General features: G+C 44.3%; 15 protein-coding genes. 11 read left to right on the top strand and 4 right to left on the bottom strand.

Annotated features, from left to right (window positions below):
- Positions 1-44: 44 nt before the first annotated feature.
- From HPC41_RS07390 to HPC41_RS07405, 4 genes are all read right to left on the bottom strand, one after another.
- Complete coding sequence (locus HPC41_RS07390; protein WP_172393391.1) at positions 45-869, bottom strand: SDR family NAD(P)-dependent oxidoreductase; 825 nt, start codon at positions 867-869, stop codon at positions 45-47.
- 177 nt (positions 870-1,046) lie between these two features.
- A complete protein-coding gene (locus tag HPC41_RS07395) occupies positions 1,047-1,586 on the bottom strand; it encodes a carboxymuconolactone decarboxylase family protein (RefSeq protein WP_172393392.1) in 540 nt (179 codons plus the stop codon).
- Positions 1,587-1,786: 200 nt separating this feature from the next.
- On the bottom strand, positions 1,787-2,980 hold the full coding sequence (locus HPC41_RS07400; protein ID WP_172393393.1) for an MFS transporter: 1,194 nt from the start codon (positions 2,978-2,980) through the stop codon (positions 1,787-1,789).
- 34 nt (positions 2,981-3,014) lie between these two features.
- Complete coding sequence (locus HPC41_RS07405; RefSeq protein ID WP_172393394.1) at positions 3,015-3,836, bottom strand: SDR family NAD(P)-dependent oxidoreductase; 822 nt, start codon at positions 3,834-3,836, stop codon at positions 3,015-3,017.
- A 376-nt stretch (positions 3,837-4,212) separates the two neighbouring features.
- On the opposite strand from HPC41_RS07405, the gene HPC41_RS07410 reads away from it, so the two are divergent.
- The 11 genes from HPC41_RS07410 (at position 4,213) to HPC41_RS07460 (ending at position 22,508) form a co-directional block, all read left to right on the top strand.
- Positions 4,213-5,439, top strand: coding sequence for a flavin monoamine oxidase family protein (locus tag HPC41_RS07410; RefSeq protein WP_172393395.1), 1,227 nt, complete (start codon positions 4,213-4,215; stop codon positions 5,437-5,439).
- A 51-nt stretch (positions 5,440-5,490) separates the two neighbouring features.
- On the top strand, positions 5,491-6,273 hold the full coding sequence (locus HPC41_RS07415) for an OBAP family protein (RefSeq protein ID WP_246250458.1): 783 nt from the start codon (positions 5,491-5,493) through the stop codon (positions 6,271-6,273).
- Between the two features lie 164 nt (positions 6,274-6,437).
- The gene (locus HPC41_RS07420; RefSeq protein WP_216660690.1) at positions 6,438-8,636 is read left to right on the top strand and encodes a hypothetical protein; all 2,199 of its coding nucleotides are present in this window, start codon (positions 6,438-6,440) and stop codon (positions 8,634-8,636) included.
- Positions 8,637-9,354: 718 nt separating this feature from the next.
- Positions 9,355-9,945 (top strand): RNA polymerase sigma-70 factor, encoded by a 591-nt coding sequence (locus HPC41_RS07425; RefSeq protein WP_172393396.1) that lies wholly within the window; start codon positions 9,355-9,357, stop codon positions 9,943-9,945.
- Positions 9,946-10,034: 89 nt separating this feature from the next.
- A complete protein-coding gene (locus HPC41_RS07430) occupies positions 10,035-11,261 on the top strand; it encodes a FecR domain-containing protein (protein WP_172393397.1) in 1,227 nt (408 codons plus the stop codon).
- A 251-nt stretch (positions 11,262-11,512) separates the two neighbouring features.
- Positions 11,513-15,046 carry a SusC/RagA family TonB-linked outer membrane protein gene (locus HPC41_RS07435; RefSeq protein ID WP_172393398.1) on the top strand — a complete coding sequence of 1,178 codons (3,534 nt, stop codon included), beginning with the start codon at positions 11,513-11,515 and terminating at the stop codon, positions 15,044-15,046.
- Between the two features lie 11 nt (positions 15,047-15,057).
- On the top strand, positions 15,058-16,437 hold the full coding sequence (locus HPC41_RS07440; RefSeq protein WP_172393399.1) for a RagB/SusD family nutrient uptake outer membrane protein: 1,380 nt from the start codon (positions 15,058-15,060) through the stop codon (positions 16,435-16,437).
- Between the two features lie 130 nt (positions 16,438-16,567).
- Entirely contained in the window at positions 16,568-17,512 is a 945-nt protein-coding gene (locus HPC41_RS07445) for an ABC transporter ATP-binding protein (RefSeq protein WP_172393400.1), read from the top strand.
- Between the two features lie 12 nt (positions 17,513-17,524).
- Positions 17,525-19,822, top strand: a complete 2,298-nt coding sequence (locus HPC41_RS07450; RefSeq protein WP_172393401.1) for a Gldg family protein — start codon at positions 17,525-17,527, stop codon at positions 19,820-19,822.
- A 2-nt stretch (positions 19,823-19,824) separates the two neighbouring features.
- Positions 19,825-21,162: a MutS-related protein gene (locus HPC41_RS07455; RefSeq protein WP_172393402.1), complete on the top strand. Its 1,338-nt coding sequence runs from the start codon at positions 19,825-19,827 to the stop codon at positions 21,160-21,162.
- Positions 21,159-22,508, top strand: coding sequence for a MutS-related protein (locus HPC41_RS07460; RefSeq protein WP_172393403.1), 1,350 nt, complete (start codon positions 21,159-21,161; stop codon positions 22,506-22,508). The genes HPC41_RS07455 and HPC41_RS07460 overlap by 4 nt, the downstream gene beginning before the upstream one ends.
- The last annotated feature ends 1 nt before the right edge of the window (position 22,509 follow it).

Below are 22,509 nucleotides of genomic sequence, written 5' to 3' on the forward strand. Positions count from 1 at the left end.
TTTATTTTAATCAAATGTACGACAATCTCCTTTTATGACGAATGTTAATGCCCGTGCGCCGCGATACTCACCTCTTTCCAATTTTGGATATCATGTAACCTTTTGGTGTAAACCTCGTTGACAACGTGATAAGCAATTTTACCAAACAATAATCTTTGCGGCGGATTTTGATTGTCGATAAGATTCAAAACAGGCTCTACCGTAGCTTCCGGTTTTCCCCAGATATCCGGATTATCCCCTGTCTCTGCAAATGCCTCACGCACCGGATTGTAATCTGTAATATCGGAAGAAGCTTGCACCGCCGAAGCTCCTGCCCAGTCCGTTGCAAATCCGTTAGGTTCTATTAAAGTCGTTTTGATTCCCAAATGTGCTGTTTCTGAACCGATGGTTTCAATTAAACCTTCCACGGCAAACTTTGAAGCGTTGTACAATCCCAAAAGCGGTAAAGTCGTTAATCCCAAAAAGCTGGAGATCTGAATAATATGTCCGCTTCTTTGTTTTCGCATCACTGGCAAAACTGCCTGTGCCACCCAAAGGGAGCCGAAAAAGTTGGTTTCCATCTGTTCCCTTGCCTGTTGTTCTGTTGTTTCTTCCGTCGTTCCGAACAATCCAAAACCTGCATTATTAATCAGCACATCAATTCTTCCGAAGTGTTTTTCTACTTGTTCCGTTACTTCAAACACTTCTGTACGGTTGTTGACATCCAGTTTCACAGGAAGAATGCTGTCACCGTACTTGTCTTTTAAATCCTGCAGCGCATCGATATTTCTTGCTGACGCAGCAACTTTGTCACCTCTCTTAAGTAAGGCCTCAGCCCATAATCCTCCAAATCCTTTGGAAGCTCCTGTAATAAAAATTATTTTGCTCATTATTTTTTCTTTTTTTGTTAATCCAAAATTATCCTTATCCATACTCATACACTAACTCATTTCAGCTGAAGAATAGCACATAATTACGATGTAGCTTTAGCTATAGACCTTAGTTAAAAAAGAGAGCTTTTTCAATTTCTAAAAGAAACTCTCACCAACACTTCAATTAAACACTTATTATAAACTTTTTGCTGCCGGAAAATCAATCGGGATCTGGGTATTTGCAAAAACATAATTCGTAAAACTTCTAAGGGCAACCAAGGCTGTAAGTTCTACTAGCGCTTTCTCATCCAAACCAGCTTTATAGAAGTCTTCCAGTGCAGCATTTCCGGCATTACCTTTATTGTTTGCGATCGATTGGGCAAGTTTTATAATGGCATCCAATTTAACATCCTCAACACCTCCCTTTCTGATTGCTAAAGTGTCCTCCTCACTAAAACCATTTAATTTAGCTAGCATGGTATGTGCAGCAAGACAATAATCACAATCATTTACTTGGGACACAACCAAATTGATCGCTTCCCTTTCCTTTGCGGTGTAAGAAGAATGATGGGCTAAGGTTGCTTCTGTTTCCAGCATTGCTTTTAAAGCTGATGAAGAGTATCCAATAGTAGCATAAAGGTTCGGGATCTTGCCCATTTTTTTCTCTACTGATGATAAAATGACCTGAGCTTCTTCGCTCAATTGTTCTTTGTTTGGAACTGTAATAGTTTTCATATTCTTATTATTTATTATTGTTTACTTGAATCTTCCAATTGTCAGTGGAAGCTTTCTTTTATTTTTTCATTTTTGATATAACAAAGTTACCACGGATAATGCCCCTGTAAGTAGCCCGTTTGAGCTGAAGAATAGCACAGATTTACGATAGATGGGGCGATCGTAGAAATGTACATGTAATCCCGTAAAATTTGAAAATCTCACCCCCGTCTAACGACTGATCTTTTGAAAATAAAAATCCCCAGAAAAGTCAAAACCGCAATCAGTAGATTGACCATTGCAATGCTCTGAACATTTTTTATCATAAATAAATTGATCAGGCCGTAACCGGCAATGGAGCTAATGACGTAAATACCGCCGCCTGTCAGCCCGCTTGCCACTCCTGCATTCTTGCTAAAACGCTGTAAACAGTATGCATAGACATTATTAAAAATAAAGCCGGAAAGGAAATGAATAAGCAACGTAAAAATAAGCAGTACATAAAATCCATTCGCTCCAAATGATATAATGGTCATCAGGCCTGCGAAAATCAATTGTAGGATCACGGCGGTATTGATTTTTAAGAATAGATTTTTGTTTATCAACACCTTTGAGGTGATTCCGCCCAGCATCAGTGCAATTCCTGAACCCAGCGAACTGTAGCCTGTCACAACAGGTGAATAACCATACACTTTTTCAATAATAAACGGACTGCTGATACCGTAAATAACGAGTAGTGAATAGCTCAGTCCGATAATAAGCAGCCCTACACTAAAATCCGCTGTTTTAAGCATACCTGAATAGACATTTAGGATCTGCTTCCGATTAAAGGACTGGAAATTCCGGAGCGATTCACCGGTATATCTCCACTCGAAAAACAGAACAGCTGCTGTCAAAAAGCCCAATAGATAAAAATTCGACTGCCAGCCAAATGTTACCTGTAGATATCCGCCAATAAATGGTGCGACAATAGGAGCCGTTGCCCATACAATTGAAAATAGGCTCGTGTAGTGCTTCACCTTTTCACCACTGTACATATCCACAAAGAATGCCCTCTTTCCAACGATGATCAGCGATACTGTTATTCCCTGTATTATCCGCATTCCATAGATAACACCGATATGGGGAACCAGTGCGATAATAAAACTGGCGATTGAAAATACAATAAGGGCAAACAGGTTGATTCTGTATCTCCCAAAGCTATCCAGTATACTACCGATAAAAAGTTGGCTGAGTCCGGAGCTTATCATGAAAAGCAATAAGGAAAGCTGCACCTGCTGCATTGAAACGCCCAGATCACCTGCCATCGCCGGCAGCGAGGGAATATAAATATCGGTGGTAAGTCCTCCAAGCGGAATGAGGATAAAGGCGAGCAGTGTGCTGATGTGTAAATATTCTATTTTTTGGGCTTTCATAACGATGCTGAACTATGTGTAAAAAAGCACGGGATTACCCGTGCGCTGCTTCTGAAACATCTTTCCACTCTTTCCACTGCTGAAGTTTTTCATCGTACACCCTTTCGGTTTTGACATAACCCAATTTACCGAGGAATAATCTTAACGGTGGATTTTCACTGTCAATCAGCTTTAAGATAGCGGGAACAGTCGCTTCCGGAGTTCCGTAATCGTTTGGACCAAGCCCCTCTATTTTGGTCAGACTCTCTTTGAGCGGACTATAAACATCCAGCGAATCGCCAAAAACTGCTGAACTTCCTCCAAATTCTGTTTTGTAGCCATTTGGCTCGATTAGCGTTACATGGATGCCAAAATCTTTGACCTCACTGGCCAGGGCTTCACTAAGTCCCTCCACTGCAAATTTAGTCGCATTGTAGATGCCCAGCGTCGGAAGGCTCCATACGCCAAGTACACTGGAAAGCTGGATGATATGCCCATGTCTCTGTGCTCTCAGAATCGGCAATGCGGCCTGCGTCACCCATAGCGTTCCGAACACATTTGCGTCGAAAACATCCCGGGCTACTTTTTCCCCGATTTCTTCCACTGCACCAAAAACACCGTATCCCGCGTTGTTGATCACCACATCAAGCTGACCAAAATGTTCTTTAGCTTCGTTAACGGCAGCAAATACAGCCTCTCTATCCGTAATATCAAGCTGTAACGGTAAAAACTGATCACCATACTTTTCTGATAATGTTGTAAAAGCGTTTGCTTTTCTAGAAGTTGCGACGACATTGTCCCCACGCTGCAACAGAGCTTCTGTCCAAAGTTTTCCAAATCCTGAAGTTGCTCCTGTAATAAAAATTGTCTTTGCCATTTTGTTATTGTTTAAAGTGTTATTTGTTATTTTGATAAGACAAAGTTATATCCAGAACAGGCCTCTGCTCTACTCCATATCAGCGGAAGAATAGCACAGATTTACGAAAATGTAATTTTGAAACATTTCGACAAGGAAACTCATAATATTAGAGACATCCGCTGTTGAGCCCAATGACCTGTAAAGAACTTATGAGCTATTCGGCGCCTCATCAAGCACACCCGGTTTCGGATTCAGGTAAACATTGATTGACTCCCGATTGGTGATCGTTGGGCAGCGAGTTTCCATCAATACGTCCCCGTGTAAGTAATGTTGTAATGTGATAGATAAATCAGAACGAAATGTCAAAAGCTTCTGTTTTAGTAAAAACATGATTATGATGACTAAAAATAATGAGGAACGCGTTGCTGTCATAGGGGCTGGAATAGCAGGCCTTTACATGGTCAAGCTACTACTGGCAAAAGGCTATGATGTTTCCCTTTTTGAAGCTTCAGCTCGCATCGGTGGTAGAATAAAGGGATATCAGTTTGATGATATTACCGTTGATCTCGGAGGTGAATGGTTGCATCAATTTAATGATAACCCCAATTCGTTAACCAGCATTATCGAGGACGCTGGCCAGGCTTATCGTTCAATCAGTAATTATAATGATCATCAAAATAACAACGAGGAAACCAAAGCAGACCCAAAACAGGTGGAATCATTTATCAATTATATCCAGAATACTCCCTTTAAACTGGATGTACAATTGTCTGAAACTATTCGGAATTTCTCCGGAGACCCCGGCTTAAAAACTTATTTCGATACCGCCTTAGTGGACATGGCATCCTCAACTGAAAATTTTTCAACAAAAGAATTTATACATTTACTACCGGCATTGGAGCCTTCAGACTATGAACTAAAGGATACTAGCATGAGTAGTTTTATACATAACTATTTCAGTGACATCCCCAAGCAAAGGATCCACCTTTCGACTCCGATAAAAGTGATCTGCTATGACCAAGAGTCAGTAGCGCTTACCACCGAGGAGGGAAAAAAGCTGAATTTTGCCCGCGCTATAGTCGCTGTACCGATTTCGCAGCTGAAAAACAATAGTATAAAATTCGTTCCCCAATTATCCCATGAGAAGAGATTGGCCATACAAAAAATAGGCATGGGCACAGGCCTGAAAGCATTCTTTTTTTTCGAAGAGAAAATTCTCAAAAAAAGTGCCTTCGCCCAACAATATGCTCCTTATTATATCGAAAAAAAAATAGGCAAGTATGTCGTTGTCATCACTATCATTATGGGTCATTATGCTAAAAAATATTATGAGAACCCGGTCACATATCAAGAGGGCATGCTTGATGAACTTGCTACATTGGCGGGACGGAATCTTCGACCTTTGCTAAAAAGCACAAAATTTCAGGACTGGACAAAGGAGCCTTTTATTGAAGGAACATACAGCTTTCCGATGCTGGGCGAAGGGAATGCCAGAGAAGTAGCGTCATCTCCTATAAAGAACAGGATATTCTTTATTGGAGAAGCGATGAACACAAATTATGCATATGGATTTATACATGGAGCATTGGAAACTGCAGAAAAGGTTAATGAATTCTTTTAAGTTTCAACGATATGCATTTTGCTTTTGTTCAAAGATGGTTAATATAAAAAGATGGCTAACATAAAAGATATGACTACAAACCTACACCATAGATTGCTTATTTTATCAGCAATTGTCTTCAACATTGCTTGTGGCGGAAAAAATACGGAGTCCAACGTCAAAACACCTGGAGCCGAAAAATCCGGCAAAGATAAAGCTTTGGAGGCGGCAGCAGATGTTATCCAGGACAAGAGTCCTTTGAGCGCCTTTAATGTTTACCTGGACGGCTTTCATTTTTACAACGGGAATATCAATGCCCAGATGGAAGCGCACCATTACGTACAGCAACTTAGTGATGATCTCTATCAGGCTATTATATTTGACGGCAACAGCAAGGATGCCAAAATAATGGGTGTGGAATACATCATAACCGAGAAGCTTTTCCAATCATTGCCGGCAGAGGAGAAAATGCTTTGGCATTCACATCATTATGAAGTGAAATCAGGAACCCTGATCGCACCCGGAATTCCGGATAAGGCGGAATACGAATTGATGGAAAAGCTCGTTAATACCTACGGTAAAACCATACACACCTGGCATACTGACCAGGAACGTCAACTGCCGGTAGGCGCTCCAATGATCATGATGGGTTTTACCAAAGATGGTCAACTACATCCAGATTTAATAAGAGACCGCGACAAGCGGTTTGATATTTCTACTCCTAAAAAGAAAGCACAACGAGAAACTATTCCTTTCGGCCATGTAGATCCTTTGGCAAATGCTTGGGAAAAAGGGCATATCCGACAGTTTGTAATTGAGAATAAAGCGGATAGCGCTATACATAAACACCAGTAGCGCTGATCACTTCAGTATCACCATTAGGCCAGGCCCGAATTTGTGGGCATATTTTTTTATGACATCCCAAAAATTTTTAAAACGATTATTGCGCCACTACCCTTCCTTAGATAACAAACAAATAAGAATCGCTAATTGAATCATATATTTTAAAAGATAGCGTGATGATAAACCCTGTCACTCCATGGTCAGCCACAGTGCAGGCCGACCTTTCTGAAAGTATGCCTATTTTTGAGACTGCACTTAAGGAATATAAACTCAAAATTTATGATGTAGGTGACTCCATTTGGCTGGTGGCCATTTGGCCAAATGGGGGAAGTATAGCCTTTAGGCTTGCCTTTGGGATGAACAGTAATTTTGAAAAAGTGGCAATCTCCGAAGCTCCCGATGAAATCCTGATCACCGCCTCTACCAGGCTAGCTTCTTATCGAATTATTCTTTTCTTTCCCAAAAGTTCAGGAACAATGTTCCGTTATACCACCACCCTGCGGACCAAACTACCACTACTAATTCCTTTCTGGCCAAGAGACATCCTGCCATTAACAAAAGGCGGTAGCACCGAAAACACTGCGGGGCAGGTCCATGTCAAACAGGTAGGCTCCCGCTCGGGGCAACTCTTTTTCAGCATGACAAAACCGCAAGTCGGTTCTGTATTTTACTTTCAGAACCTTACAGCGATGTCTCCCTATTGTCAAGCAACAGAAGTATCTCTCCGCGAAACTGTAGGTGGCAAATGGCCAGAGCTCGGGTTTCAGTTTCCTGTAAATGCAGAAAAACCGCTACCTGCTGACGTTGAATATATTATTTCGGATGCTTTTGTTAAACTCGATGCAGCTATACCCGAATTGGACTGTGACGTTGTTGAAAGCTATCTTGAGTCACTCGCAACGACCTATCTGTTGCTTCCGAAGCCCGCACCCAGCCAACACGATTGGCTACCAACAGCTGAAAAAATTTTGGACAATATTTATAATCATAAAGGTTGTTGGACCCAGACGGGAGGAAGTCCATACCTCAATGCCTATGTCAACGACTATAAGACTCCAGCAGAGATTATGGTACAGCTTGCTGTACTGCTCCCTTTGCAGGAATATTTGACTTGGAAAGGGGAAAATCATCCCATGTATCAAGATCTGTCTGACGGGCTAACGACATTTTATGATAAATCCATAGGCAGTATTGTGCGCTGGCATCCCGCACTAGAAGATGACTTAGACAAATCCGAGGAGCAAAAACGTGAAATGGTGATGGACTCCTGGTATTTACACCATCCTCTGTTGAATCTCTCCCGGCTCGCATTAAGGGGGGATGAAAAAGCTAAAAAGTTATTTTTGGATTCAATAGATTATGCCATCAAGGTTGCCCGGCATTTCGAATACGAGTGGCCCGTTTTTTATAAGATGACTACGCTAGAAGTATTAAAAGCTGAAACGGCGCCAGGAGACGGAGGTGAAAAAGATGTACCCGGATCCTATGCCCATATCATGCTCATGGCATGGCAGCTGACTAAAGAAAAACGGTTTCTTCTTGAAGCATCCAGGGCGATAAAAAGTTTGGATGGCCTAGCCTTTGATATATTTTATCAGGCCAACAACACTGCATTTTCTGCAGGAGCGTTAGTTGAAATGTACAAGATTACCGGGGATAAGAAGTACCTGGAACTCAGCTATTGCTGCCTTGCCGGAATTTTTAAAAATTGTCAGATATGGGATTGTGATTATGGTTATGGCAAAAATTTCCCTTATTTCTTTTCCGTTTTTCCGTTAAACGATGCGCCTTATACAGCAGCATATGAAGAACTGGAAGTGTTCGCCGCCCTGCACCACTACTTAGAGGTGACGGCCGGCATCACTATTCTTCCCTCATTAAAAGTATTGATCCCTGAATTTATAAAATATGCTGTAGGGCGACTAGCCTATTACTATCCGACACTTCTTCCACCTGAAATGATCGCCGAAAAAACCAAAACTGGCAAGGTGCAAAAAGATCTGTGGGTTCCGTTAGAGGATATCCATGATGGGTGGGAGAAAAGCGGAGAAGTTGGACAAGAAGTATATGGAGCCGGCATTGCCTTCGGCATCATACCCAGACAATATTTTAAATTGACTATTTTCGGTGGGACGTTATTTATAAATTACCCAATTTCAAACTTTCGAGAACTCAAAAATTCGGTTACTTTTCATGTTGAGGGTAGTGTTTCGCTCCATGCCGAGATGAAACTTTTGGGCATTTCAAAAACAACTTTATCGAAGATTAAAGTAGAACAAAAAATTAAATCATCCTATCAACGCGTAGCGGAATTATCGGATGGTGCATACAAACTAGTGGGCAAGGGAATAGTCAGGATTATTTTAAGCAAATAATCCTGACCGAATTATGCAAAATGAAACCAGCCCATTCATTCCATTTTGCATTTTTTAATTCCAGCACTAAGGAGCTTCAGCCGATAAACAATATTCTGCATCCAATTATTTACCCCACTCTCCATGTGCTGCATTGAGCAAACGCTGGCATCCCAGTTTCTCCGCGAAGAACTGGTCTGTGTAGTACTTCGGATAAATACATCAGCATCTGCTATGCAAACCCCGACATTCAACAGGAAACGATTAAAGAACTGCTGTTTAAACGGGTAAATATCCTGCCCCAAGTGATCCGTTTTCAGCAGCTGTCCGCGATCTTACGGACCAGCAATGGAAAAATAGATTATCATGCCATGACAACACTGATCAGCGAGTCCAGCGAGCTGGTGCAATGATGATAAGTCCAGCACGTTGTTTGCCGCGTGCCGGACAAATTTTGGCATTGGATTAGTGGCCTATCAGCTTTGTTCCAAAAAGAAAAAATAAGTGATTAACTAATTATACCAAATTCATTCTGTTGTTTTTGGATAAGCAACAGCATAAATCTTGCGTATCTTTAGGTCATAACCCAAATGACCTTTGGACGAAAGTGAAATTTTTGCAAAACATTCATACTTATTTTATTAAAAAGTTATATTTGTGTTATTAATTGATGAAGTTCGGCAAAAAGATAAGGCCCGGCTTCTGTTATTCACCTTAGAAAAACGTACCTAAATACAACATGCAGGACAACGATTACGCCATACTCTCTGATGGAATCTTGGTTGATCTGATTCGCCAGGATGACGAGAAAGCTTTCTCAGTCATTTACCAGCGATATAGCATGCCTTTGTACGTCCATGCCAACAAATTTATCCGTGACCGAGAGGAGACAAAAGATATCTTACAAAAAGTCTTTGTCAAGATCTGGTCCATACGCAGCAAGTTGCCGACAGACATCAAGCTTTCCTCCTATCTCTATCAAATTGTTAAAAATGAACTGATCAACCATATTTCACACAGTAAGGTAGTTGATAAATACCTAGAAAGCATGTCCTCTTATGCATCAAATTACGTAGCAGACACCGATCATGTCATCCGTGAGAAACAATTGCAGGACATCATCGAACGAGAGATCCAAAATCTACCTGAAAAAATGCGTGAAATATTTCAATTAAGCCGCACGCAGTACCTAAGCCACAAGGAGATTGCCGAAAAACTTGGAATCAGTGAAAAAACAGTAAAGAATCAAATATCAAATGCACTCAATTTGTTGCGCCACAAGTTACCCTTACTTCTGTTTATCCTTGCTTTTTTTCCGGACCGACCCTAATGGTCCAAGTTTTTTTTAAAAAAATCATTTTGATCTGGGACCTGTGGCCGAGTTAACTGTTATACTCCAAAACAACAACACAACAACACGTGAAAGAACCGTTAAAAGTAGATCGCGATTTACTAAAAAGATATACATCAGATCAATGTTCGAACCGAGAGAAAGCCTTTGTGGATGATTGGTATATCAGCTATGTAAACCAGCTGCCTGATTTTGAGCTGACAGCCGAAGAACTGCAAGCGGATCTTTCGAATGTATGGAACAGCATTGATGCCGAGATCCACGTACCGCAACAATCCAGATCTCACTGGAAAAAATGGTTTGCAACGGCAGCATCTATTTGTGTTATTGGCTTTTCTTCCTATTATTTCCTTATACACAATTCCTCCACCGCCCCCAAGGGCATTAGTAGCAGGATACAGGCTTCAGAAGTTGAAACAGGTTCATCTTCTAAACAAAAAATCCTCCCGATCCCAGCAGCAACCAGCGGAGCCATGTTGATTTTATCGAACGGCGAGCAAATAGCACTGGATAAAAACGGTGGATCATACAGTCGCAAAGATCACGAAATCCTTATCGATTGGAGCGATAACAATCAGCTTGTTTACCAAGCCGACGACTCAAAAAGTAACAGTCAAGCTGTACGCAGCAATACACTTGTGGTACCAAAGGGCAATACCTACAAAATTCGGCTTGCGGACGGTACACAGGTAACGCTCAATGCCGATAGTAAATTGACTTTTCCGGTACAGTTTACAGGTACAAAACGCGAAGTGACGCTGGATGGTGAAGCTTACTTTGAGGTCAGCAAACGGCAGATCAGCGCCGGCAGTAAAATGATCAAGCAGGAATTTATTGTACACGCCGGACAGAATGCCATTCAGGTATTAGGCACAAAATTCAATGTAAAAGCTTATCGTGAAGACAAACAGCAAAGTTTTACCTTGGAAGAGGGGGCCATTGCCTTAAATAATCCTGCCAATCCTGCTCCTATCCTATTAAAACCTGGTCAAAAAATCATACAGACAGGCGACGAATTTACGCTACTGGAAGTTGATCTTTCCAAGGATCTCTCCTGGAAAAATGGCGATTTCTACTTCGATTCGGCGACCGTACAAGAAATCATGGCCCAAATATCACGATGGTACAATATCGAAGTGGAATACCTCGGTCCTATTAACAATCAACGATATATAAGCAGCATATCCCGCAAAAAAACATTACAGGAAGTACTTGAAATATTAGAGACCACCACAGGTATCAAATTTGATATCCAGATAAAAGGCAAAGAAAGGAGGTTGATGGTAATACCCTAACGAAAGAAAAAACAGGATTTCAAAAAAAATCTAGAGGCGTTGCACCGCCCCTAGAACTGATTTTTGAATTCACGCCTAGCATTTATTACGAAAATTATGAACTGCATGACATGTCTCCTTGTCTAGAGGGACATCCATGTCCAAAAATCAACAAACAAATGTATCAATATTTTTTTGCTAATGAAAAGTATCAGGTAAATCAACCGACCCAAAGACCGCCTATCTTTTCCAACTTTATAATCAAATTGCTTATGCGATTTCAATTATTCTGCATGTTGTTTTTGGTTTTGTTTTTACAAACAGCCACAGCCCTGCACGGCCAAAACAAAATTGACCTAAATGTCAAACGTGCCAGCCTCGAACAGATCCTGCAACAGGTTCGTGCACAGACGGGATATGATTATGTGATCCGTCCCGAGCATAGCAAATCGTTCTCGGCCCTAACGATCAACTTAAGTGAGCTTGAGCTTAACGAGGTGCTCGGACTTTGCTTCCAGGGACAATCCCTAGGCTTTATCGTGCGCAACAAGACCATAATTGTCACGGATAATCAGCAGCAACGCACGATTAATGGAATCGTTACAGATACGCAGCAAAAGCCCCTCGCCGGAGCAAGTGTACGAATCAAAGGCACCAATAATCAAACCCGCACAAATGGAAAGGGAATATTTGTATTGTCAAATGTACCCAGCGATGCCATACTCGAAATCAGCTACTTAGGCTATGAATTACGACAAATAGACCTCAGTGGTACACCAGCAAGCAACTTAGGACCGTTATTTGTACTCAAGCAACAGATTTCTGCGCTCGACGAAGTATCCGTGATGGCAAATACAGGATACCAAAAACTAGACCCCAGCAAAGCTACGGGTTCGCTCGTCGTCATTGACGAAAAGAAAATACAGGAAAGTCCGGCTTTGAGCCTGATGGAGCGATTGGAAGGCCAAATTCCTGGCGTTCAATTTGATACCCGTACCAATAGGATCCTTGTCCGCTCACCGAATACCTTTTCCAGCACCTCCAGTACTCCACTGATTGTCATCGACGGCTTTCCGGCAATGGAACAACAGTTGAGCAGCAATCCAACGGGCTCCGGTGATCGTCTTTCCGCCACAAGTACAAGTGCCGGAATACTCAATAACTTCAACCCGGATGATATCGCCAGCATTACGGTACTGAAAGATGCCGCCGCAGCCTCTATCTGGGGATCAAGAGCTGCCAATGGCGTAATTGTCATTGAAACAAAAGCGGGCAAAATGGGGAAAAATAGCATCAACTTCTCTTCTACGCTAGGCACCTCTGCACCACCCAACCTGCACAACTTGCGGAGTATGAATGCGGCTGAGTATATTGATTTTGAGAAAGAGCTCTTTGACAATAATTTCTTTTACGATCCTACATCCGGCTGGCGCGCACCAAATCGCTCCGATGCCATCATGACGATGTTCCGTGCCAAACGCGGTGAAATCAGTCTCGACGAAGAAAATAGCATCCTTAGCCAACTAGGACAGATGGACAACCGTCAGCAAATCCGCGACCAGCTGTTGCAGGCGGCGCAAAGCCAACAATATAACCTGTCGTTCAATGGTGCTGTGCAGGGAGCGCGCTATTATGCTTCGGCTGTGTATTCAAAAGACAGACCGATCTACCGGGAGAACAATGCCAATAATATGTCCTTGACTTTCAATATCGAAAACAGTTATTTTAACAACAAGCTAAAAGTAGCTTTAGGCCTCAACCATAGCATTCAAAAAAGCAAGGTTAATGGTGCAGCCATCCGTGCCATCAGTCCGGGTGCTTTTGGACTCACCCCCTACAATCTGTTATTGGACGAAAATGGCAATAGCATCAATCGCTATTTTGCTTTCACACCCCAAGTTGCACAAGAACGGTTTGAGAGCCAAGGATACTTACCTTGGTCCTATAATCACATTGATGAGCTGAATCTGAGCAACGATAGATACGACAATAACCTAACGCGCTTCACCGGTCAATTGACCTATCGTCCCTTGAGCTGGCTGAATGCATCTTTATCAGGATCCTATCAAAAGGGCCTGCGTAACATGGAAAGCCTCCGCGATCGCGACAGCTATGAAATGCGTGACCTGATCAATAGCGGTACCACAGTCAGCAGTACAGGAAAACTCATCTATGGCGTTCCTTTGGGTGGCAAATACGTCACTTCCAACAACAAAACAGACGATTACTCCCTACGCTTCCAATTGGATGGATCCAAAAAATTTAACGATATCCACCAGATAGACCTATTTGCCGGCAGCGAGATCCGCCAGAGCCAGACGATGGGCTATCTACAGACACGCTATGGCTTTGATAAAGATACCTATCAATCTACCGTCATCAATCCGACGGTTCCTTATAAGGATATCTATGGCGGCAACAAGACATTGAACATACAGGACGCTCCGATCAATATCGACCGTATACGGTACCTGAGCTACTACGCCAATGCCGGCTATACCCTTCTTGAAAAATACTTTTTAACAAGTAGCTTACGCTTTGACGATGCGACGATCATCGGTGTGGACCGCTCTAAGCGCGCCAAACCCTTTTGGTCTACGGGCCTGCGCTGGGATCTACACAAGGAAGACTTTATGCGGGCACTACCCTGGATTAATGCCCTGAGCTGGCGCGGAAGCATCGGTACGGGCGGCTCCGTACCGCGTGACGGCACCTCATACACCTTATATTCAGCTTCTATAACCGATTTCTACACCCAGCTCCCTACTGGATCTATCAGCATTCCAGCCAACCAGCTGCTGGGATGGGAAACAACACGCACATTCAATACAGGGCTGGATATCACTGCGCTGAATAATCGATTGACTGTCAACCTTGATTATTATACCAAGAGATCATACGGTATCGTTGCTTCGGTCCCCTATAATTCGACCTATGGCTGGTCCACCCTATCCTTCAACACCTCCAATATGAAAAGTCATGGTATTGACCTGAGCATTCAGGGGCAGATCATTCAAGGGCCAAACTGGAGGTGGAATAGTGCGTTCAACCTGGCTTACAGCAGCAACGAAGTGACGGACGACCGCTTTCCAAATACGTTGAAGACGCCGGGTGAGACCTCCACACCGATCGAAGGCTACCCCATTGACCAGATCTTTGCCTACCATTGGGCGGGACTCGACGACAAAGGGCGCTCCTTAATTCGTGACGGTCAGGGCAACATCTTGGATTCAGAAGCCTCAACAGATGATTTCCAACCTACTGATCTACGCTATATGGGCCGCATGAGTGCCCCTTATTTTGGTGGTTGGACAAATACCTTGTCTTACAAAAACTTTAGCTTAACAGCGCGTATGACCATGAAATTCGGGCACAAGGTACGTTGGAAAGAAGTCAATTCCACACAGTATCCTACAAATACAGCAGGTTTTGACGGATACCTTCCGAACAGCAAGGCTTTGGTAGACCGTTGGCGCAAACCCGGAGACGAGGCGCATACCAACATCCCCGGTGTCATCAATACCAACCTTAACAGCATACAACGCTTTGAGTATGCAGACATTAATGTCATCGATGCCAGTCACATCCGACTGCAAATGCTGGCCTTGAGCTATAGTTTCCCAGCAAGCATACTAGGCAGCAATAAAGCCATCAAATCGTTGAGCATAGGGGCCACAGCCACCAATCTCGGCCTTTTATGGAAGAGGACAAATCGGGATATCGACCCAGATTATATGTTTGACGGCAGTTATGGCAGCATGCCACCCGTTACGAGCTATGTTTTCCGCATCAATATGGGATTTTAAGAATTATGAACATGAAAAACAAGATTATCACCTTCAGCCTTGCCACCATATTCGTTTCCAGCCTGGCTTCCTGCCGTAAATTTGTGGAGATAGACCTGGTCGGCAAACGTGAACTAAAATATACGCAGGACTATCAGAGCCTGCTCAATAACAGCACTTCGGTGGAGCGATCGTATTATTGGCCAGTCTTGGCCAGCGACGATATCTATGGATCGGATGAAGCCTACCTCAATACACTATTACTGACCGATGCCAATGCCTATAGCTGGAAAAGCGACCTTGTCGGTGACAACAGTGAGGACCCCGACTGGGCCGACCAATATAAACAGATCTACCTTTTCAATCAGATCGCAACGGAAATTATGGAAAGCCAGGGCGGAACAGAGATCCAAAAGAAAAATATTCTGGCCCAGGCAAAAGTACATCGCGCGCTCAATTATTTCAACCTCGTCAATAGCTATGCGAAGCAGTATGATGCTTCAACTGCGAAAACTGATCTGGGTGTTCCCTTATTAACGAGTCCCGATCTGTATGTCAAGCTAGACCGTAAACCCATTGAGGCAGTTTACAAGCAGATTATTGAAGACCTTAACTCCGCCATCCCGGATCTTCCGGAGCAAGCCAATTTTAATACGCTGGCCTCCCGACCTGCCGCCGAGGGCATCTTGGCGCGCGTATATTTACAGATGCGCGATTATGGGAAAGCGCTGCAGTATGCGGAGCTAGTACTGGCCAGACCACAGTATAAACTGATCGATCTCAGGCAGTACAAAGCGGTACCAAACAGCTATCCCAATGTCCTTGACGATACAGAAGAAATCTTTATAAAAAGTTTGCGCAATATAGCGCCAACATTGTCATTAAATCCCGAGCTACTGGCGCTTTTCGAGCCGGGTGACCTTCGCGCGACGCTCTTTATCGTTGACGGCAGCGCCTTCCCCTGGGCACCCTTCCAGGGCAAGGCCTACAACAAACATCGCATTATATCGGCCAATGCCAAAATTACCAATGGCCCCACCCTTCCGGAGATGATGCTGATCAAAGCAGAAGCCCTGGCCCGGGATAATGGCCGTTTTGCGGAAGCTGTAGCTGTATTAAACAGCCTCCGAAGCAAACGCTTTGAAGACAGCGCTTACAAGCCCCTACAGATTCCCGGTCAGCAGGCGACCCTAAAGCTCGTGATCAACGAACGGCGAAAAGAGCTGATGGGAAAGGGATTGCGCTGGTTTGACCAGAAACGTCTCGCGGCCGAACCGGGGTTTGTCAACACGCAGACACGGACGTATAAAGGCGAGTCTTTCACCCTGGCCCCCAACAGCAATCGGTATGTCATGCCTATTGCATCCAAATACATTGTTTTAAATCCTGAAATCGTTCAGAATCCCAGGTAACAAAAGCATTATAAATATGATCCCCTACTGCTAGCGGGCGTACAAAGTATTTCCGCTGGTAGCAGGCACTGTGTCCATGACAACAAAAACACAGTGTCCGGGGATTACTCATACCAAAATAAAAGATAACATGAGCACAGCAAACGACACACCCATTGTTCAGGTGGTAGATCTTTCCCATCGGTACAACGTCCAATGGGCTATCCGGGACATTAATTTTGAAGTACAAAAAAATGGCATCTATGGCCTATTAGGAGCCAATGGAGCTGGAAAATCTACGACCATGAATATCATGTGCGGCGTGGTGAACCAGTCACACGGTGAGGTCTATATCCGAGGCATCAGCATGGCACAGCATCCGGTAGAAGCAAAGAAACACATTGGCTTTCTCCCTCAACAGCCACCGTTGCTACCCGAATTGACGGTGGAGGAATATCTCACCCATACAGCCAACTTACGTCTGATGGCGCCCGACAAAATTCCTGCCGCTATCGAACGTGTGCTCTCAAAATGCAGCATCGCCCATTTCCGCCACCGCCTGCTCAAAAATCTGTCCGGTGGCTACCAGCAACGGGTGGGTATCGCTCAGGCGATTATCCATGAGCCTGACTTTGTGGTATTGGATGAGCCAACCAATGGCCTCGATCCCAATCAGATCCTCGACATCCGGCACCTGATCCGCGAGATCGCAGCAGAACGTACCGTCGTGTTGTCCACACACATCCTACAAGAAGTACAGGCGCTCTGCGATCATATCTGGATGATCCACGAGGGTCGCATGATTTTTTCGGGTTCACTTGAAGAATTTGACAATCAAGTCGCTCCCAACAGTGTTGTTGTCAGCCTGATATCGCCCCCATCCATGGAGGCATTTCAGCAGCTTCCCGGCTTTGTTGATATGGAGCCATTGGGCAACATTAAGTTTCGAATACGCTCCACCAACACACAGGAACTCGTGGGGGCCTTAGTAGAAAAAAGCGTCCAGGAAAATTGGAATCTGATCGAGATCTATTCCGAAAAAAGTTCGCTCGAAAACGTATTTGCCGAAATGACACGAAAAAGAAGAAAAGTATAATTCCATTCAAACATGAAAACGACATTAAAAATAGCAAAAACAGAGCTGCAGGTGCTTTTTTACTCACCTGTCGCATGGCTTGTCCTGATGATCTTTACCTTTCAGATAGGTTATTTATTTTCCGCCTCCTATGCCGGTATGGTCCAGCTACAATCCATGAAAATTGACCTTGTCAATGCAACGGAAAGCTTATTTTCATCTGCTTGGGGTGGTATCTATCCAAAGGTACAATCCTATCTCTACCTCTACATGCCCTTATTGACGATGAGCATAATGAGCCGGGAATATAGCAGTGGTTCCATCAAATTATTGTATTCTTCACCCATCACCAATAGCCAGATTATTCTCGGCAAATATATTGCACTGCTGCTTTTTGGTCTTGTCCTTACCTTATCAGTCTCAATTCTGGTCATTTTTACCATGAGCACGGTGGTGAATGCAGATATCGGACCGATGATGACGGGCCTGCTCGGACTTTTCCTGTTGTTGTCAGCCTATGCTGCAGTGGGTCTTTTTATGTCGTCATTGACCAGCTACAATATCGTGGCGGCCATTGGTACACTCTGTGTATTTGCGATGATGAACTTTGCACGTGGCCTTTGGCAGGACATTCCCTTTGTTCGTGAGATTACCTATTGGCTGGCCATCAATGGCCGAGCTGACACCTTTATCGCAGGCTTGATCACGACAGAAGATATTCTTTACTTCATTCTTGTTAATGTACTTTTTGTCAGCTACTCTATATTCCGTCTTCAAGCCATCAGAAAGAAACAGTCGATAGGCAAAAACCTACTGAAATTTGGCGGTATCACCTTTGCGGTGTTCTTTGTCGGATACCTGACCACCCTGCCTTTTGTCAAATTATATTATGACAGCACCTACCGAAAAAGCAATACCCTACGCCCCAGTAGCCAAGCTATCATGGGAAAACTGAACGGTGGATTTAAGATCACCACCTACGTCAATATGCTTGATGGAAATAGTTTTATCGGACTCCCTTCCGCCTACAAAAGTGATGTAGGCTCGTTTGAGAAATACATCCGTTTCAAGCCCGAAATAGAGATGGAATATGTGTATTACTACCATCAGACCGAGAATCCCATTCTCGACCGACAGTTTCCAAAACTCGATGCCGAACAGCGTTTGGACACCCTGCGGAAATTCAATAAATGGAATTTTGATATCCTTCCTTATGAGGCCATCAAAAAACAAGTAGACCTCTCTTCGGAAAACTATCGTTTTGTACGTGTACTGGAACGTGAAAATGGGCGGAAGACCTTCTTACGTGTTTACGATGACATGCAACGCGTGCCGTTCGAATCCGAAATCAGCGCTGCCATCAAACGTCTGGTCATGGATGAGCTACCTGTGGTGGGCTTTGTATCGGGACATGGCGAGCGCAACAGCAACTCTACACAGGACCGCGGTTATAAGACTATCACTCAGGAAAAGACCTTCCGTTATTCGATGATCAACCAAGGTTTTGATTTCAAAGAAATTGACCTTTCAAAGCCAGTTCCCGAAAACATCAATATCTTGATTATTGCCGAACCGCGCCAGGCCTACAATGACCGGGAATTATCCAACCTGCATGCCTATATCGCCAGCGGCCGCAATATGATGCTCGCCGGAGAGCCGGGGCAAGAAGCTATTTTCAACCGCATCGCATCGCCATTGGGCGTTACCTTAGAACCTGGCGTACTGGTCAAACAGCAAGAAGCCTTACAACCAGACCTGTTGACACTCAAACCGACCAAGACGGGCGAGGATTTTTCCTATTACCTCCAACCAATGACCCGCCGCGAAGAGGTCATCACGATGTCCGGTACAGCTGGTATCCTGGTATCGCCACAATCGCCGTTCCAATCCAAGGTACTTTTTACCTCGGATACGACCGGGACCTGGAATGAGCTTGAAAACCTTAATTTCATTGACAACAAACCAGCTGTCAACGCCGCTGCCGGCGAGCATGAGGGAAGCCGCCCAACAGTCGTGGCCCTATCCCGAAAAGTCGGCCATAAAGAACAAAAAATCCTGGTCACCGGAGATGCCGACTGGATCAGCAACAGCGAACTTTTCATCAAACGCAATCAGGTCAATGCCTCCAACTTTTCGTTGGTCAGCGCAGCTTTCTCCTGGCTTAGTGATGGCGAAGTCCCTGTGGATATGCGTCTACCCGATTCGATTGATAAAAGCCTACGGATCGGCGAAAGCAGCTGGACATACATTGAATTGCTAATCAAATACATCATACCACTGGGCATGTTGGGTGCTGGTATCATTATCTGGATCAGAAGAAGGGGGCGTTAATTATGGGATTATTCATAGACAAACAGACGCGGGACGACCTCTCGATCTTTGCTGCCAGGGGTACAGAGTCCATCTTTGGTCTCTACAACAAAACCGCCACCTCGGGCGGAGCCGAACTTCTGGAAGAATGGTTCAATTATCCGCTTTCAGATGCTACCGCCATTGGCCGGCGTACGGCTACCATTCAATATTTTATGGAGCAGCCTATGCAATTCCCCTTCCAGTCCAGCTGGTTTGACCAGGCCCTATTTTATCTGGATATGGCCGATGAGCGTAGCCGCCTGCAAGCGGGAAATCTGACTTTTAAAGAACGCTTTCAGCAATTTGCCGGTGGCGATACCGACTACAAAAAAGTGATTGCCGGCATTATCGCCTGCAGCAAAATCATGCACTGCTGGAAAGAGCTTATCCATTCCAGCACCGGCACTGAAGATAACTATCGGGAAGAACTAAAAAAGTGGTCTCTCAAATTTGAGAACAGTGGATTAGACCAGGTTCCGCTGCTCAAAGAAAAAGAGCCGCTAAAGCGTGATACGGTCATTCAATACGACAATATCCTCCGCTTCGAGGAAAAAGACCTCTTATTAAATATCCTTCGTGACATCTATACCTTTGACGTTTACCTGAGTGTTGCCCGCGTCGCCAACGAGCGGCATTTCGTCCTTCCACTTGTCGATAGCAGTAAGGATCAACACCTGATCTATGAAGGTGTATTTCATCCACTGGTCAGGAATGCCAAAGGCAACGACCATAGTATGGACATCTTACACAATATCACCTTCCTGACCGGGGCCAATATGGCCGGTAAGTCCACCTTTATGAAGTCGTTGGGTATTGCACTTTATTTGGCACATGTCGGCTTTCCAGTGCCGGCAAAACGTTTGGTATTCAGTCCTCGGGACGGGATTTTTACCTCGATCAACCTGCCCGACAATATCGCCATGGGCTATAGCCATTTTTTCGCCGAGGTATTGCGCATCAAGAAGGTCGCCCAGCAGCTTGCTGAGGGGCGCCGGCTTTTCGTCATTTTCGATGAGATGTTTCGGGGTACCAATGTCAAGGATGCCTTTGAAGGTACCGTTGAAGTGGTCTCCAGACTATATCATCATCCCAGATGTCAATTTGTACTATCCACCCATATTCTCGAAGCCGGAGAGCAGCTGATGCACGCGTATCCCGATATCAAATTTGTTTTTCTACCCACAACCATGGTACAAGGCAAGCCAAGCTACAGCTATAAGCTGCAACAGGGGATTTCGGCAGACAGGCATGGAATGATCATCATAGAAAACGAAGGCATCATTGATTTATTAACTTCTCAAAAACAAACGGGCTTATGAGTTTCATCATTGATAAACAAACACTTCAGGATCTCAATATTTCCGGTAAATATAAACGCGATTCCATCTTTTCACTTTACAATAAGACCGAGACCTTTGGCGGGGAGCTGCTGCTGGAAAAACTGTTTCAGCAGCCTTTTACCACCCCTGATGCCATTGATAGACAGGCAGCGCTGGTTTCATTTTTCAGGAGTTTACCGCATATCTTCCAGATCAACGCAGATGATCTGGATATTGCACAGAGTTTTACCAACAGCTATTCGGATCAAGGCTTTGCCTTGACCCTCGCCCATGCAGGCCGCCGCAAGCTGCTGGCCAGCCTGGGTTTAAAAGAAGAAAAGAAATACCTGGAGTCCGGTATTCGCACCACCCTTCGGATTATGCTGCATTTGGCCGGTTATCTATCCGAACTTCAACAGCAGGACAACACAGGCCTGCTCCAGGGAAGCATCTTTGACCAATCGTGGTTGCGCGAGGAATATGGCCAGCTGGTACAGCTACAGCAGAAAATCGAATCCCATGCTGAGGGTATCCCCCTAGGTTTGACAGCAAGCTGTGATTATCAGTTGCGGCACAAGTGGTCCAAAGAGATTCAGCAGAGCCTCTCTGCAGTCTATCACATCGATCTTTATCAGTCTATTGCTTCCGTTGCCAATGCGCAGGGTTTTGTGCGGGCTGAAGTCCTTCCGGCAGAAAGACAACATATTCTGCTCGAAAATGTCTATCATCCGACCATTCCCAATGCCGTGGGCAATGACCTGCATTTTGATCGCGAGAAGAACCTCATCTTTCTGACCGGGGCAAATATGGCGGGCAAATCCACCTATATGAAGAGCTTTGGCATTGCCATTTACCTTGCCCATCTAGGCCTTCCGGTGCCCGCTAAGAGGATGCTATTTTCCGTAAAAGAGGGCTTATACAGTTCCATCAACGTGTCGGACGACATCGATATGGGCCATAGCCACTATTATGCTGAGGTGCTCCGTGTCAAAAAGGTGGCCGAGTATGTCAATCAAAGGAAAAATATGGTTGTGATTTTTGATGAACTCTTCAAGGGGACTAATGTCAAGGATGCTTTTGAAGCCACCCTTACGGTCACACGCGCATTCCAGCAACACCACAATTGCCAGTACCTGATCTCCACACACATTGTTGAAGTAGGCCAGCAGCTGCAGCAGGAAGATAGTTCTGTTCAGTTTGTCTATATGCCTACCCAGATGCGCGGACAAGTCCCCTATTACAGCTACCGGTCCGAAAAAGGAATCAGCAGCGACAAACATGGAATGGTACTGATCCAGAAAGAAAAGGTACTTGAATTATTAGAACAAAACCGTAAAAATATTTAAA

The organism is Sphingobacterium prati (assembly GCF_013167215.1).
GTDB lineage: Bacteria > Bacteroidota > Bacteroidia > Sphingobacteriales > Sphingobacteriaceae > Sphingobacterium > Sphingobacterium prati.